At 72.8% G+C, this 15,537-nt stretch carries 11 protein-coding genes; 8 read left to right on the top strand and 3 right to left on the bottom strand.

The annotated features are described in order from the left end of the window. Nucleotides 1-130 precede the first annotated feature (130 nt). Nucleotides 131-3,118 carry a bifunctional [glutamine synthetase] adenylyltransferase/[glutamine synthetase]-adenylyl-L-tyrosine phosphorylase gene (locus CP977_RS10095; protein ID WP_152369939.1) on the top strand — a complete coding sequence of 996 codons (2,988 nt, stop codon included), beginning with the start codon at nucleotides 131-133 and terminating at the stop codon, nucleotides 3,116-3,118. 144 nt (nucleotides 3,119-3,262) lie between these two features. Here CP977_RS10095 and CP977_RS10090 read toward each other — a convergent pair whose 3' ends face one another. Continuing rightward, nucleotides 3,263-3,871 carry a TetR/AcrR family transcriptional regulator gene (locus tag CP977_RS10090; RefSeq protein WP_109185802.1) on the bottom strand — a complete coding sequence of 203 codons (609 nt, stop codon included), beginning with the start codon at nucleotides 3,869-3,871 and terminating at the stop codon, nucleotides 3,263-3,265. A 159-nt stretch (nucleotides 3,872-4,030) separates the two neighbouring features. Here CP977_RS10090 and CP977_RS10085 point away from each other — a divergent pair, with 159 nt between their 5' ends. Beyond that, nucleotides 4,031-5,605 (top strand): APC family permease, encoded by a 1,575-nt coding sequence (locus tag CP977_RS10085; protein WP_152369938.1) that lies wholly within the window; start codon nucleotides 4,031-4,033, stop codon nucleotides 5,603-5,605. Then, nucleotides 5,515-7,086, top strand: a complete 1,572-nt coding sequence (locus tag CP977_RS10080) for an amidohydrolase (RefSeq protein ID WP_062756257.1) — start codon at nucleotides 5,515-5,517, stop codon at nucleotides 7,084-7,086. Before CP977_RS10085 ends, CP977_RS10080 begins: the two co-directional genes overlap by 91 nt. Nucleotides 7,087-7,101: 15 nt before the next feature. On the opposite strand, the gene CP977_RS10075 is transcribed toward CP977_RS10080, so the two are convergent. Continuing rightward, nucleotides 7,102-8,016 (bottom strand): phosphatase PAP2 family protein, encoded by a 915-nt coding sequence (locus CP977_RS10075; protein ID WP_062756259.1) that lies wholly within the window; start codon nucleotides 8,014-8,016, stop codon nucleotides 7,102-7,104. 68 nt (nucleotides 8,017-8,084) lie between these two features. Next, nucleotides 8,085-9,125 carry a LacI family DNA-binding transcriptional regulator gene (locus CP977_RS10070; RefSeq protein WP_062756261.1) on the bottom strand — a complete coding sequence of 347 codons (1,041 nt, stop codon included), beginning with the start codon at nucleotides 9,123-9,125 and terminating at the stop codon, nucleotides 8,085-8,087. A gap of 414 nt (nucleotides 9,126-9,539) precedes the next feature. Between CP977_RS10070 and CP977_RS10065 the strand changes: the two genes are divergently transcribed. From CP977_RS10065 to CP977_RS10045, 5 genes are read left to right on the top strand one after another with little or no spacing between them, the layout of a single operon-like run. Then, nucleotides 9,540-10,817: an extracellular solute-binding protein gene (locus tag CP977_RS10065; RefSeq protein WP_062756263.1), complete on the top strand. Its 1,278-nt coding sequence runs from the start codon at nucleotides 9,540-9,542 to the stop codon at nucleotides 10,815-10,817. 20 nt (nucleotides 10,818-10,837) lie between these two features. Beyond that, a complete protein-coding gene (locus CP977_RS10060; protein WP_152369937.1) occupies nucleotides 10,838-11,851 on the top strand; it encodes a carbohydrate ABC transporter permease in 1,014 nt (337 codons plus the stop codon). Beyond that, on the top strand, nucleotides 11,845-12,717 hold the full coding sequence (locus CP977_RS10055) for a sugar ABC transporter permease (protein WP_208421784.1): 873 nt from the start codon (nucleotides 11,845-11,847) through the stop codon (nucleotides 12,715-12,717). The genes CP977_RS10060 and CP977_RS10055 overlap by 7 nt, the downstream gene beginning before the upstream one ends. A gap of 47 nt (nucleotides 12,718-12,764) precedes the next feature. Next, nucleotides 12,765-14,432, top strand: coding sequence for a glycoside hydrolase family 13 protein (locus CP977_RS10050; RefSeq protein WP_062756267.1), 1,668 nt, complete (start codon nucleotides 12,765-12,767; stop codon nucleotides 14,430-14,432). Then, nucleotides 14,420-15,526: a LacI family DNA-binding transcriptional regulator gene (locus CP977_RS10045; protein ID WP_062756269.1), complete on the top strand. Its 1,107-nt coding sequence runs from the start codon at nucleotides 14,420-14,422 to the stop codon at nucleotides 15,524-15,526. Before CP977_RS10050 ends, CP977_RS10045 begins: the two co-directional genes overlap by 13 nt. The last annotated feature ends 11 nt before the right edge of the window (nucleotides 15,527-15,537 follow it).

Raw genomic sequence — 15,537 nt, 5'->3', positions numbered from 1 at the left:
CGGGAAGTCACGTGTGTCCCACTGTGATCCGAAGGCCCGGCCGCCTCCCGCCCCCGTGCCGGATAGGCTCGGTCCCCCGGGCCCGCCCCAAGCCCGGACGTGCGCGGACGTGCTCGGAGGGAGCGGCGGAATGACGGTGCCGGGACGCAGGAGCAGTACGTTCTCCCGTCTGCTGCGACACGGGTTCACCGACCCCTCGGGGGCCGAACGGCTCCTGGACGTGCCCGAGCTGTCCGAGCTGCGCGACGACTCCGTCCTCCTCGACGCCCTCGGCGCCACCGCCGACCCCGACCTCGCCCTGCGCGGCCTGGTCCGGCTCGTCGAGGCGCAGCCCGAGGCCGAGCGGCAGCGGTTCACCGCCACGCTGCTCTCCGCCAAGCCCTTCCGGGACCGGCTCCTCGGCGTGCTCGGCGCCTCCGAGGCGCTCGCCGACCACCTGGCCCGCCACCCCCGCGACTGGGAGACCCTCGTCACGTACGAGGCGGCCGACCTGCACCCGGGGGTCGCCGAGTTCGAGCGGGGGCTCGCCGACGCGACCGACCCGGTCGCGCTGCGGGTCGCCTACCGCCGCTGCCTGCTCGCCATAGCGGCCCGCGACGTGTGCGGCACCACCGACGTCGCCCAGGCCGCCGCCGAGCTGGCCGACCTGGCGACGGCGACCCTGCGCGCCGCGCTCGCCATCGCCGAGGCCGCCGCGCCCGACGACGCCGCCCGGTGCCGGCTCGCGGTCATCGCGATGGGCAAGTGCGGCGGCCACGAGCTGAACTACGTCTCCGACGTGGACGTGATCTTCGTCGGGGAGCCGGCCGACGGCGCCGACGAGGGCAAGGCGATCCAGGCCGCGACCCGGCTCGCCTCCCACCTGATGCGGATCTGCTCCGAGACCACCGTCGAGGGCACCATCTGGCCGGTCGACGCCAACCTGCGCCCCGAGGGCCGCAACGGCCCCCTCGTCCGCACCCTCTCCTCCCACCTCGCCTACTACCAGCGCTGGGCGAAGACCTGGGAGTTCCAGGCCCTCCTGAAGGCGCGCGCGGTCGCGGGCGACCAGGAGCTCGGCGACCGGTACATCGAGGCCGTCTCCCCGCTCGTCTGGCAGGCCGCCGAGCGCGAGAACTTCGTCCCCGACGTGCAGCGGATGCGCCGCCGGGTGGTCGACAACATCCCGGCAGCCCAGATCGACCGCGAGCTGAAGCTCGGCCCCGGGGGCCTGCGGGACGTCGAGTTCGCCGTCCAGCTCCTCCAGCTGGTGCACGGCCGCAGCGACGCCACCCTGCACAGCGGCGCCACCCTCGACGCGCTCGCGGCCCTCGCCGCCGGCGGCTACGTCGGCCGGGCCGACGCGGCCCAGCTGGACGAGGCGTACCGCTTCCTGCGGGCCATGGAGCACCGCATCCAGCTCCACCGGCTGCGCCGCACCCACCTCGTCCCCGAGGACGAGAAAGACCTGCGCCGCCTCGGCCGCTCCCTCGGCCTGCGCACCGACCCGGTCGCCGCGCTCACCAAGGAGTGGCGGCGGCACGCGGCCGTCGTCCGCCGCCTGCACGAGAAGATCTTCTACCGCCCGCTGCTCGACGCCGTCGCCCAACTCGCCCCCGGCGAGACCCGGCTCAGCCCGAAGGCGGCCGGGCAGCGGCTCGAAGCGCTGGGGTACGCGGACCCCGCCGCCGCCCTGCGCCACCTGGAGGCGCTGTCCTCCGGGGTCAGCCGCAAGGCCGCCATCCAGCGGACCCTGCTGCCCGTGCTCCTCGGCTGGTTCGCGGACTCGGCCGACCCGGACGCCGGCCTCCTCGGCTTCCGCAAGGTCTCCGACGCCCTGGGCAAGACCCCCTGGTACCTGCGGCTGCTCCGCGACGAGGGGGCCGCCGCCGAGAACCTCGCCCGGGTCCTCTCCGCCGGCCGGCTCGCCCCCGACCTGCTGCTCCGCGCCCCCGAGGCGGTCGCGATCCTCGGCGACCCGGAGGGGTTGAAGCCCCGCGACCGGAACCACCTGGAGCAGGAGGTCCTGGCGGCGGTCGGGCGCGCGGACGACGCCGAGCAGGCTGTTGCGGCGGCGCGCGGGGTGCGCCGCCGGGAGCTGTTCCGCACCGCCGCGGCCGACCTCATCGGCTCGTACGGCACCGAGGACAGCCCCCGCGAGCCCGACCCGGGCGCGCTGGTCGACCGGGTGGGGGAGGCCGTCACCGACCTCAACGCGGCCACGCTCGCGGGCGCGCTGCGGGCCGCCGTCCGCGCCGAGTGGGGCGAGGAGCTGCCGACCCGGTTCGCGGTCATCGGCATGGGCCGTTTCGGCGGCCACGAGGCGGGATACGGCTCCGACGCCGACGTCCTCTTCGTGCACGAGCCGCGCGAGGGCGTGGACGAGCAGGAGGCGGCGCGGGCCGCGAACCGGGTGGTCACCGAGATGCGGCGGCTCCTCCAACTGCCCACCGCCGACCCGCCGCTGCTCATCGACGCCGACCTCAGGCCGGAGGGCAAGAGCGGCCCCATGGTCCGCACCCTGAAGTCGTACGCCGCCTACTACCGCCGCTGGTCGCTCGTCTGGGAGAGCCAGGCGCTGCTGCGCGCCGAGCACATGGCGGGCGACCGGGACCTGGGCGAGGAGTTCGTCGAGCTGATCGACCCGCTGCGCTACCCGGCCGAGGGTCTTGGGGAGGACGCGGTCCGCGAGATCCGCCGCCTCAAGGCCCGGATGGAGTCCGAGCGGCTGCCGCGCGGCGCCGATCCGACGCTCCACGCCAAGCTGGGGCGCGGCGGTCTGAGCGACGTCGAGTGGACGGTCCAGCTGCTCCAGATGCGGCACGGCTGGGCCGAGCCGGGGCTGCGGACGACCCGTACCCGCGAGGCGCTGGCCGCCGCCCACGCGGCCGGGCTGATCCCCACCGAGGAGGCGCAGACCCTGGACGAGGCGTGGGTCCTCGCCACCCGCGTCCGCAACGCGGTGATGCTGGTGCGCGGCCGCCCCGGCGACACCTTCCCCTCCCAGCCGCGCGAACTCGCGGCGGTCGGGCGGTACCTGGGGTACGAGTCGGGTCACGTCGGCGAGATGGTGGACGACTACCGGCGCATCACCCGCCGGGCCCGCGCGGTCGTGGAGGAACTGTTCTACGGGGCGTGACGCCTCCGGCGGTGGCGGGGGCGTCCTTCCGGGTACGCCGCCGAGACGCGACCGCCCCCGAACGCGACCCGCTTCCGGCGTGCGCGGGCCCATGCGGGTGCGGGGCGCTGACGCGGGCCCAGGGACCAGCACGGCCCCCCGCCCCTACGGGGCATCCCGCAGCGTCCTCACGTGCGCCAGATACCCCGTCAGCGCCAGCTCGAACGCCTGGTCCGCGCGCCCCTCCGGGACCGCGTCCAGGGCGCGGGCCAGGCGCGGGGTGGCCGTCTCGTCGGCGAGCTCCCACATCGCCTCGGGGGCGGCCAGGTCGAGGGCCGAGCCCAGGACGAGGTTCTCCAGGGCGATGATCACGGGCATGACGTCGGCCAGGGCGAAGCCCGCGTCGAGCAGCCGGCCGACGGCCTTCTCGTACTGGGCGAGGACCCCGGGGGCGCGCACCGGCGAGGTGGTGAGGAGCGGGATCGCGCGCGGATGAGCGGCGAAGGCGGCCCGGTAGGAGCGGGCCCAGGCGACGAGGGCCGCGTCCCAGGGCTCCAGGTCGAGGGTCCCGCCGTCGATGGCGGAGGCCACCCGCTCGCGCAGGAGCTCCACGATCCCGTCCCGCCCGTCCACGTGGTGGTAGACGGAGGCCGTCTGCACCCCGAGTCGCTTCGCGATCTGCGGGACGCTGAACTCGCCCTGCTCGTCCACGACTTCGAGCGCCGTGGTGGCGATGCGCTCCCGGTCGAGGAGGGGTCTGCGCGGCCGGCCCATGGGACGTCACTTCCTGTTCGGGTTCCCGTCGGATTCCCGTCGGGTCTTCCCGAACGGTCGGGGCCGAGGCTACATTGCGCAAACCGAAAGCCTTTAGGTTTACGTCCGGCCGGACATCCCGACGCCCCTGCCACCGCCACCGGAAGGCCCTCCCCAGCCATGTCCGCACCCGCCCCCGACGCGCCCCCGGGACTGAGAACCGGCACCCTCACCACCGCCGACATCTCGTTCTTCGTCGTCTCCGCCGCCGCCCCCCTCACCGTCATGGCCGGCGTCGCCCCCGTCGCCATCCTGCTCGGCGGCGTCGGCGCCCCCGTCGGCTACCTCCTGGCCGGCCTCACCCTCACCGTCTTCGCCGTCGGCTTCACCACCATGAGCCGCCACGTCCGCAGCGCCGGCGCCTTCTACGCGTACATCGCGCGCGGCCTCGGCACCCCCCTCGGCATCGCCGCCGCCCTCGTCGCCATGCTCGGCTACAACGGCATGGAGATCGGGGTGTACGGGCTCCTCGGCTCCGCCACCTCGGACACCGCCGCCGCCCTCGGCCACGACGTCCCCTGGCTGCCCGTCTCCCTCGCCGGCCTGCTCCTCATCTGGTACGGCGGCTACCGCTCCATCGACTTCGGCGCCAAGGTCCTCGGCGTCCTCCTCGTCGCCGAGACCGGCATCCTCGTCCTCCTCGCCGGCGGCGTCCTCCTCGACGGCGGGGCCCACGGACTCTCCCTCGGCGGCCTCGCCCCCGCCCACGTCCTCACCGGCGGCACCGCCGCCGTCCTGGCCTTCGCCTTCGCCGCCTTCACCGGCTTCGAGTCCACCGTCATCTACCGGCGCGAGGCCCGGGACCCGGCCCGCACCGTCCCCCGCGCCACCTACATCGCGGTCGCCTTCCTCGGCCTCTTCTACGCCTTCGTCGTCTGGACCGTCATCCAGGCGTTCGGCGAGGACAAGGTGGTCCGGGCCGCCGCCGACGACCCCGGCGGCCTCTTCTTCGCCGCCATCACCACCTACGTCGGAGCCTGGGCCGCCGACCTGATGCACGTCCTCATCGTCACCAGCGTCCTGGCCTCCCTGCTCGCCTTCCACAACGCCATCAACCGCTACACCCTCGCCCTCGCCGAGGAGGGCGTCCTGCCGAAGGCCCTCGGCCGCATCCACCCCCGCCACCGCTCCCCGTACGTCGCCGGGGCCGCCCAGACCGTGCTCGGCGCCGTCGTCGTCCTCGGCTTCGCGCTCGCCGGCGCCGACCCGTACCAGCAGCTCCTGCTCTGGGTGAACACCCCCGGGATGCTGGGCCTGATGCTCCTCCAGCTCCTCGCCGCGCTCGCCGTGCCGTTCTTCTTCCGCCGGATACGGCACGACGAGGGCGTCCTGCGCACGGTCGTCGCCCCCGTCACCGCCTTCGTCCTGCTCGCCGCCGCGATCGTCCTCGTCGCCGCCCACGTCGACCTCTTCACCGGGGCCTCGCCCGCCGTCAACGCGGTCCTGCTCTCCGCGACCCCCGCCGTCTTCCTCCTCGGGCTCCTCCTGGCGTACCGGCTCCGCCGCACCCGCCCCGAGGTCTACGCCCGCTTCGCCGCCGAGCCGTCCGAGCCGTCCGCACCGTCCTCCGAGCCGTCCGCACCGTCCGCACCTGGAGAGTCCCCGTGTCCGCACCCGACCTCGTCCTCGTCAACGCCCGCGTCCGCGACCCCGAACCCACCGGCCACACCGCCGTCGCCGTCCGCGACGGGCTGATCACCGCCCTCGGCACCGACGCCGAGGCCCGCGCCTGGGCCGGGCCCGGCACCGAGACCGTCGACCTGGCCGGCGCCACCCTCACCCCCGGCCTCACCGACGCCCACAGCCACCCCGTCTGGGGCCTGGAGATGTTCACCGGCACCGACCTCTCGGCCGTCACCGACCTCGACGGGCTGCGGGCCGCGCTCCGGGGCGCCGAGCGCCGCGACGGCTGGGTCCTCGGCTTCGGCCTCGACCACAACGCCTTCGGCGGCCGGCCCGTCCACCGCGACCTGATCGAGGACGTCCTCGACGGCGCCCCCGCCCACCTGCGCCTCTACGACGGACACTCCGCCCTCGTCAGCGGCACCGCGCTGAAGGCCGCCGGGATCGACGGGCCCCGCGCCTTCGCCCAGCACTCCGAGATCGTCTGCGACCCCGACGGGCGCCCCACCGGACATCTGGTCGAGCACGCCGCCATGGACCTGATGACCCCGGTCCTGCCCGCCCTGCCGTACGCCGAGCGCCGCGACCGGCTCGTCGCCCTGCTCGCCGGCATGGCCGCCACCGGGCTCGCCTCCGCCCACGTCATGGACCTCGGCGGACACGACGTCCCCGGACTGCTCGCCGCGATCGAGGAGGACGGCGACCTGCCGCTGCGCCTGCGCCTCGCCCCCTGGTGCATGCCCGGCGTCACCACCGGGGAGCTCGACGCCTTCGTACGGCTCCAGGAACGGGCCGGCCGGCTGTGGCGGATCGGCGGGGTGAAGTTCTTCATGGACGGCACCGTCGAGGGCGGCACCGCCTGGCTGGAGCACGCCGACTGCCACGGCCGGGGCACCGAAGCCTTCTGGCCCGACCCGGCCGCGTACTCCGCCGCCGTCGCCCACCTGCACCGGGCCGGGGTCGGCACCGCCACCCACGCCATCGGCGACGCGGCCGTCCGCCACGCCCTCGACACCGTCGAAGGCCTCGGTACGGGCGGCCCCCGGCACCGGATCGAGCACATCGAGACCGTCCCCGACGACCAGCTCGGGCGCTTCGCCGCGCTCGGCGTCGCCGCCTCGATGCAGCCCCCGCACACCGCGTACACCCGCGCCGACCGCACCGACGAGTGGTCCGTACGCCTCGGGGAGGAGCGGGCCGGGCGCGCCTGGCGCTGCCGCGACCTGCGGGACGCCGGGGCGCACCTCGCGCTCGGCTCCGACTGGCCCATCGCCCACTACGACGCCCGGCAGGTCCTCGCCACCGCCCGCGCCCCGCGCGGCGCCGCCTCGGCCCGGCACGGGCTCACGGGCCTGATGGCCCTGGAGGGGATGACCACGCACGCGGCGTTCGCGGCGGGGGAGGAGGCGGTCGCGGGCCGGATCGCCCCGGGCTTCCGGGCCGACCTCACCGCCTTCGCCGTGGACCCGGTGACGGCCCCGGCGGACGAGACCGCCGAGGCCCCGGTCCGGCTCACCGTCGCGGGCGGCCGGATCACGCACCGGGGGAACTGAAAAAAGGGGGGCCGGCTAGCGGCGGGAGTCGACCGGCCGTTCCAGATCGTCCTCGCGGTCCGTCCCCGCCCCCGCGGCCGGACCGCCGTGGGCGACCACGCCCACCGGCTCCACCGGCTCGACCAGCTTCGGCAGCCGGTGGGGCCGCGAGCCGTACCAGAAGTACGAGACGGCGAAGCCGAAGCCCAGGCAGATCATGCCGCCGACCGCGTCCAGCCAGAAGTGGTTGGCGGTCGCCACGATGACGACGAGGGTGGCCGTCGGGTAGAGCAGGCCCAGGATCCGCGCCCAGGGCGCCTTCGCGAGCAGGAAGATCGTGATCCCGCACCAGAGCGACCAGCCGATGTGCATCGACGGCATCGCCGCGTACTGGTTCGACACGTGCTTGAGGTTCCCCGAGGCCATCGAGCCCCAGGTGTGGTGGACCAGGACCGTGTCGATGAAGTCCTGGCCGTTCATGAGCCGGGGCGGCGCGAGCGGATACAGGTAGTAGCCGACCAGGGCCACGCCGGTGGTGGCGAACAGGACCGTGCGGAACGCCGCGTAACGGCCCGGCTGCCACCGGTACAGCCACACCAGCACACCGATGGTCACGACGAAGTGCAGCGTCGCGTAGTAGTAGTTCATCCCCACGATCAGCCACGTCACCGAGTTCACGGCGTGGTTGACGGCGTGCTCGAAGGCGAGCCCCATGGACTCCTCGGCCCGCCAGATCCAGTCGGCGTTCCGGAGCGCCTGGGCCTTCTGCTCCGGCACCGCGTTGCGGATGAGGGAGTACGTCCAGTAGCTCACCGCGATGAGCAGGATCTCGAACCAGATCGTGGGACGCCGGGGCACGCGCGTGCGCAGCCGCGACAGCCTGCCGTCGGCCACGATGGGTGACGACGGGGTCGTCCGGTTGTCCAAACTCTTCACGGTCGTTTCACCCATGGGGAGAGAGTCTGCCAGATGGCCGCCCCCGACCGATCATCCCAAGGTCGGGTCCGGAACGCACCCGGTCAGTCCTGGGAAGGAGGCCTGACGGCGGACGGCGCGGAGGCGGTGGAGCCCCGGACCACCAGCTCGGGCATGAAGACGAACTCGGAGTGCGGGGCCGGGGTGCCCCCCACCTCTTCGAGCAGCGCGCGGACCGCGGCCTGCCCCATCGCCTGCACCGGCTGCCGGATGGTGGTCAGCGGCGGATCGGTGAACGCTATGAGGGGGGAGTCGTCGAAGCCGACGACGGAGACGTCCCTCGGCACGTCGAGCCCCTGCTGCCGGGCCGCCCGGATCGCGCCGAGCGCCATCATGTCGCTCGCGCAGACGACCGCCGTGCAGCCCCGGGAGAGCAGCGCGCCCGCCGCCGCCTGGCCGCCCTCCAGGGTGTAGAGGGAGTGCTGGATCAGCTCCTCGGACTCCTCGGGGGAGAGACCGAGCCGCTCCTCCATGCCCTTCCGGAAGCCCTCGATCTTGCGCAGCACCGGCACGAACCGCTTCGGTCCGACGGCGAGCCCGATCCGGGTGTGCCCGAGCGCCGCCAGGTGCGTCACCGCGAGCCGCATCGCCGCCCGGTCGTCGGGCGACACGAAGGGCGCCTGCACCTTGGGGGAGAAGCCGTTGAGGAGGACGTACGGGACGCCCTTGCCGCGCAGCCGGTCGTAGCGGGACGTGTCGGCCGTGGTGTCGGCGTGCAGTCCGGAGACGAAGATGATGCCGGCGACGCCGCGCTCCACCAGCATGTCGGTCAGCTCGTCCTCGGTGGACCCGCCGGGGGTCTGGGTGGCGAGGACCGGCGTGTACCCCTGCCGGGTCAGGGCCTGTCCGATGACCTGCGCGAGGGCGGGGAAGATCGGGTTGTCCAGCTCGGGGGTGATGAGGCCGACGAGCCCCGCGCTGCGCTGCCGCAGGCGCACGGGCCGCTCGTAGCCGAGCACGTCGAGCGCGGCGAGGACGGATTCGCGGGTGGCGCTGGCCACGCCGGGCTTTCCGTTGAGCACGCGGCTGACTGTGGCTTCACTGACCCCCGCCTGGGCTGCGATGTCGGAGAGCCGCGCGGTCATGGGAGTGGACTGTACCGGTCACGGGGCGTATTGCCCACCGCCCCGGCACACCCCGCCCGCCGGCCCCGGTGCACCCCGTCCACCACTCCCGGCACACCCCGCCCGCCGTGGCCGGGAGTCGCCTCCCTGCAAGGTCTTGCAGTTCTTGCGGGGCGCACCGGAGGGGTGCCGGGGGCACGTCAGGGGCGTGCGAGGTGCGGAAGGGCGTGCTCCCGCCCCTGTCAAGCGACCCGTAGGCAACCTTAGGGACACGCGGATGTAACGATCCCCGGGTCTTGCAGAAAAATCCCGCAAGGTCTTTCGGCTCGTTTTCATCCCTGTTACGTTCCTGCCAACCCGGAGCGCCGCGAGGGAGCGGTCGCATGAGGAAGGTTCCAGCCCCTCGTCCCCCCGGGATCAGTTGAAGGAGTTCACATGCGGCGTGGCATAGCGGCCACCGCGCTGGTCGCGGCCCTGGGCGTGACCCTGGCGGCGTGCGGCGGAAGCGACAGCGGTTCCAACGGCGGCTCGAAGGGCTCGGGCGAGCTCTCCGGCACCGTGACCTGGTGGGACACCTCCACGGTCGGCTCCGAGGACAAGGTCTTCAAGAAGATCGCCGAGGACTTCACCAAGAAGCACCCCAAGGTCACCGTCAAGTACGTGAACGTGCCGTTCGGCGAGGCGCAGAACAAGTTCAAGAACGCCGCGCAGTCCGGCTCCGGCGCGCCCGACGTCATCCGCTCCGAGGTCGCCTGGACCCCCGAGTTCGCGGACCTCGGCTACCTGGCCCCGCTGGACGGCACCACGGCCCTCAAGGACGCCGACGACTTCCTGGACCAGGCCGCCGCCTCCACCAAGTACAACGGCAAGACCTACGCCGTCCCGCAGGTCATCGACTCCATGGGCATCTTCTACAACAAGAAGATCTTCAAGGAGGCCGGCGTCGAGGTCCCCAAGAACATCGACGAGCTGAAGACCGTCTCCGCCAAGATCAAGGAGAAGACCGGCAAGACCGGGCTCTACCTGCGCGGCGACGACCCGTACTGGTTCCTCTCCTTCCTGTACGGCGAGGGCGGCGACCTGGTCGACGCCGAGAAGAAGACGGTCACCATCGACGGCGAGCCCGGCGTGAAGGCGCTCAAGGTCGTCAAGGACCTGGTCGACTCGAAGGCCGCGATCACCGACGCGACCAACGGCTGGGACAACATGCAGGCCGCCTTCAAGGACGGCAAGGTCGCCATGATGATCAACGGCCCGTGGGCCGTCGCCGACACCTACGCCGGCAAGGAGTTCGCCGACAAGGCCAACCTGGGCATCGCCCCGGTCCCGGGCGGCACCGGCGGCCAGGGCGCCCCGCAGGGCGGCCACAACCTCGCCGTCTACGCGGGCTCCAAGAACCTCGACGCCTCCTACGCCTTCACCGAGTACATGACCTCGGTCGAGACCCAGACGGCGATCGCCAAGGAGCTGAGCCTGCTCCCGACCCGCGAGTCCGTCTACATCAAGCCGGACGTGGCGACCAACGAGATGATCGCCTTCTTCAAGCCGGTCGTCGAGAAGTCCGTCGAGCGCCCGTGGATCCCCGAGGGCGGCAGCCTCTTCGAGCCCGTCAAGGTCGAGTACACCAAGGTCCTCACCGGCCAGACCACCCCCGAGGCCGGCGCCAAGGCGATCGGCGAGTCCTACCGCAAGCTCCTGAAGGACTGGAAGTAAGAAGGAAGGCAGGCCGGCTGATGGCCGTGGACACCACCGGCCAGTCGGTGGCGAAGGCCGCGGGCGACACTGTCGCCCGCGGCCGGAGCCGCGGAACTGGCAAGCGCCGGAGCACGCGCAAGCGCTCCTTCGCCACCCACTGGTACGCCTGGGCGATGGTCGCCCCGGTGGTCGTCGTGATCGGCGTGATCATCGGCTACCCCCTGGTGCGTGGCATCTACCTGTCGTTCACCGACGCGAACGAGCGGAACGTCGCCCGGTCCATCGGCGTCAACCAGATCCCGGCCACCTACGAGTTCGTCGGCGTGGACAACTACGTCGACGCGCTCACCGGCAGCCAGTTCCTCGGCACGCTCGTCTGGACCGTCATCTGGACGGTCGCGTGCGTCTCGATCACCTTCGCCCTCGGCCTCGGCCTCGCCAACCTGCTCAACCGCAGGATCGCCGGCCGCTCCGTCTACCGGATGCTGCTGATCCTGCCCTGGGCCGTCCCGGGCTTCGTCTCCGTCTTCGCCTGGCGCTTCCTCTTCGACGAGCGCCGCGGCCTGCTCAACGAGATCCTGGCGGGCGGCGGGATATCCGCCGTGCCCTGGCTCAACGACCCGACGGTGGCGAAGCTCGCGGTCATCGCCGTCAACGTCTGGCTCGGCGTCCCCTTCATGATGGTCGCCCTCCTCGGCGGCCTCCAGTCCATCCCCGGCGAGCTGTACGAGGCCGCCGAGATGGACGGCGCGGGCGCCTGGCAGCGGTTCCGGAACATCACCATGCCCGGCCTCAGCTCGGTCTCCACGACGGTGATCCTGCTCTCCACCATCTGGACCTTCAACATGTTCCCGGTGATCTTCCTGCTCACCCGGGGCGGGCCCGGCGAGGCCACCCAGATCCTCGTCACCCAGGCCTACAAGTTCTCCTTCGAGATCAGCCCGCGCGACTTCGCGCAGTCCTCCACGTGGGGCGTGCTGATCCTGGTCCTCCTGATGGTCTTCGCCGCGATCTACCGGCGCGTCCTCCGCAAGCAGGGAGAAGTCTGGTGACCACCACGACCCCCAACCCCCAGGCCGTGAACGCCCCGCTCCGCGGCCGCCGTTCACCGCTCGCCTCGGCCGGGCTGCACCTCACCCTGATCGTCGCCTCGGTGATCGCGGTCTTCCCGGTGCTCTGGGTGCTGCTGACCTCGCTGAAGCCGGCCAAGTACGCCTCCACCACGGACTTCGTGAAGGAGACGACCTTCGAGAACTACACGAACCTGCTGAAGGACACCCCGTTCCTCACCTGGTTCGGCAACTCGCTGCTCGTCGCCGGCCTCACCACGCTCGTCGGCGTCTTCATCTCGGCCACCACCGGCTACGCCGTCAGCCGCTTCCGCTTCCCCGGCAAGCGCGGCCTGATGTGGACGCTGCTCATCACCCAGATGTTCCCGGTCGCCGTCCTGATCGTGCCGATCTACAACATCATGTCCTCGATGGGCCTGCTCAACCAGCCGGCCGGCCTGGTCATCACGTACCTGACCATCGCCGTCCCGTTCTGCGCCTGGATGATGAAGGGCTTCTTCGACACCATCCCGCGCGAGATCGACGAGTCCGGCTACGTCGACGGCCTCACCCCCTTCGGCACCTTCTGGCGGCTGATCCTGCCGCTCGCCAAGCCGGGCATCGCCGTCACCGCCTTCTACTCCTTCATCACCGCGTGGGGCGAGGTCGCCTACGCCTCCGCCTTCATGGTCGGCGACGAGAACCTCACCCTCGCGGGCGGACTCCAGAAGTTCGTCAACCAGTACGGCGCCCAGTGGGGTCCGATGTCCGCGGCCTCCGTGCTCATCGCCATCCCCGCGGCGCTGGTGTTCCTCTTCGCCCAGCGGCACCTGGTCACCGGCATGTCCGCCGGTGCCGTCAAGGGCTGAGCCCGATCACCGCCCCCGCACGCCCCTCCTTACCTCCCAGGGAAGACATGACCCAGCATCTCGCCGCCCCGGCCGACGTCCCCACCACCGGAACGCACACGGGCTGGTGGAGAGACGCCGTGATCTACCAGGTCTACCCGCGCAGCTTCGCCGACGGCAACGGCGACGGCATGGGTGACCTGGAGGGCGTCCGCAGCCGGCTGCCGTACCTCAGGGACCTGGGCGTCGACGCCGTCTGGCTCTCGCCGTTCTACGCCTCCCCGCAGGCCGACGCCGGCTACGACGTCGCCGACTACCGGGCCATCGACCCGATGTTCGGCTCCCTGCACGACGCCGACGCGGTGATCCGCGAGGCCCACGCCCTGGGCCTGCGGATCATCGTGGACCTCGTCCCCAACCACTCCTCCGACCAGCACGAGTGGTTCCAGCGGGCCCTGCGCGAGGGCCCCGGCTCCCCGCTGCGCGAGCGCTACCACTTCCGCCCCGGCAAGGGCGCGGACGGCGAACTTCCGCCCAACGACTGGGAGTCCATCTTCGGCGGCCCGGCCTGGACCCGCACCGAGAACCCGGACGGCACCCCCGGCGACTGGTACCTGCACCTCTTCGCCCCGGAGCAGCCCGACTTCAACTGGGAGCACCCGGCCGTCCGCGACGAGTTCCGCTCCATCCTGCGCTTCTGGCTCGACATGGGCGTCGACGGCTTCCGCGTCGACGTCGCCCACGGCCTGGTCAAGGCCGCCGGGCTGCCCGACATCGGCGCCCACGACCAGCTCAAGCTGCTCGGCAACGACGTCATGCCCTTCTTCGACCAGGACGGCGTCCACGAGATCTACCGCTCCTGGCGCAAGGTCCTCTCCGAGTACGACGGCGAGCGCGTCCTCGTCGCCGAGGCCTGGACCCCCACCGTCGACCGCACCGCCAACTACGTGCGCCCCGACGAGATGCACCAGGCCTTCAACTTCCAGTACCTGGGCACCCACTGGGACGCCACCGAGCTGCGCACCGTCATCGACGCCTCGCTCGCCGCGATGCGCCCGGTCGGCGCCCCCACCACCTGGGTCCTGTCCAACCACGACGTCACCCGGCACGCCACCCGCTTCGCCAACCCGGCGGGCCTCGGCACCCAGCTCCGCGAGGCCGGCGACCGCGAACTCGGCCTGCGCCGGGCCCGCGCCGCCACCCTCCTCATGCTGGCCCTGCCCGGCTCGGCCTACGTCTACCAGGGCGAGGAGCTGGGCCTGCCCGACGTCACCGACCTGCCCGACGAGGTCCGCCAGGACCCGTCCTTCTGGCGGGCCAGCGGCCAGGACGGCTTCCGCGACGGCTGCCGGGTCCCGATCCCGTGGACCGCCGAGGGCTCCTCGTACGGCTTCGGTGCCGGCGGCTCCTGGCTGCCGCAGCCCGCGACCTGGGGCGCCCTGAGCGTCGAGGCGCAGACCGGGGACCCGGGCTCCACCCTGGAGCTGTACCGCAGCGCGCTCGCCGTGCGCCGGACGCAGCCCGGACTCGGGGCGGGCGAGGGCGTCGAGTGGCTGGAGGCCCCCGAGGGCGTCCTCGCCTTCCGGCGCGACGGCTTCGTCTGCACCGCCAACACCACCGGCCGGGCCATCTCCGTCCCGCTGCCCGGCCGGTTCCTCCTCTCCAACGAGCCCGTCGCCCCCGGCACGGACACGGTGGAGCTGCCCGCCGACACCACCGTCTGGTGGGCGGTGTGACGATCCCCCTGCCGCGGGGCGCCGGAACGGGCGCCCCGCGGCTCGCGGACATCGCGGCCCAGTCCGGCGTCAGCGAGGCCACCGTCAGCCGCGTCCTCAACGGCAAGGCGGGGGTGGCCGGCGCGACCCGGCACAAGGTGCTCGCCGCGCTCGACGTGCTCGGCTACGAGCGCCCCGTACGCCTCAAACGGCGCAGCGCGGGCCTCGTCGGGCTCGTCGTGCCCGAGCTGACCAACCCGATCTTCCCGGCGTTCGCGCAGGTCGTCGAGCAGGTCCTCGCCGGGCACGGCTACACCCCGGTCCTGTGCACCCAGATGCCCGGCGGCGCCACCGAGGACGAGCTGGTCGAACAGCTCGTGGAGCGCGGGGTCTCCGGCATCGTCTTCCTCTCCGGGCTCCACGCCGACGCCACCGCCGACCCGGCCCGCTACGCCCGGCTCGCCGCCCGGGGCGTGCCGTTCGTCCTCATCAACGGCTTCAACGAGCACATCGACGCCAACTTCGTCTCCCCGGACGACCGGGCCGCCGCGCGGATGGCCGTGCGGCACCTGGTCGAGCTGGGCCACGAGCGCATCGGCCTCGCCATCGGCCCCACCCGCTACGTCCCCTCCCGCCGCAAGGCCGAGGGCTTCGCCGCCGAGCTGTACGAACTCCTCGGCGTCGAGCGCGCGGACGCCGAACGGTTCATCAGGCCCACGCTCTTCGGCGTCGAGGGCGGCCACGCCGCCGCCGACATCCTGCTGCGCGAGGGCTGCACCGGCATCGTCTGCGGCTCCGACCTGATGGCGCTCGGCGTGATCCGCGCGGTCCGCGCCCGGGGCCTCGACGTGCCCGGGGACGTCTCCGTCGTCGGTTTCGACGACTCGCCCCTGATCGCCTTCACCAGCCCGCCGCTCTCCACCGTCCGCCAGCCCGTGCAGGCGATGGCCACGGCCGCCGTGGGCGCGCTCCTGGAGGAGATCGAGGGGAACCCGGTGCAGCGCACCGAGTTCGTCTTCCAGCCGGAGCTGGTGGTGCGCGGCTCGACGGCGCAGCCGCCCGTGCGGGACGTCCCGGGCGCTTCGGGTTCCGCGGAGCCGCAAGTCCTTTCGTAACAACTTGCGTC

Origin of the sequence: Streptomyces cinereoruber (assembly GCF_009299385.1) — a bacterium.
GTDB lineage: Bacteria > Actinomycetota > Actinomycetes > Streptomycetales > Streptomycetaceae > Streptomyces > Streptomyces bikiniensis.
Note: the sequence above shows the minus strand (reverse complement) of the source record. Positions and strands in the feature narration are given on the sequence as shown.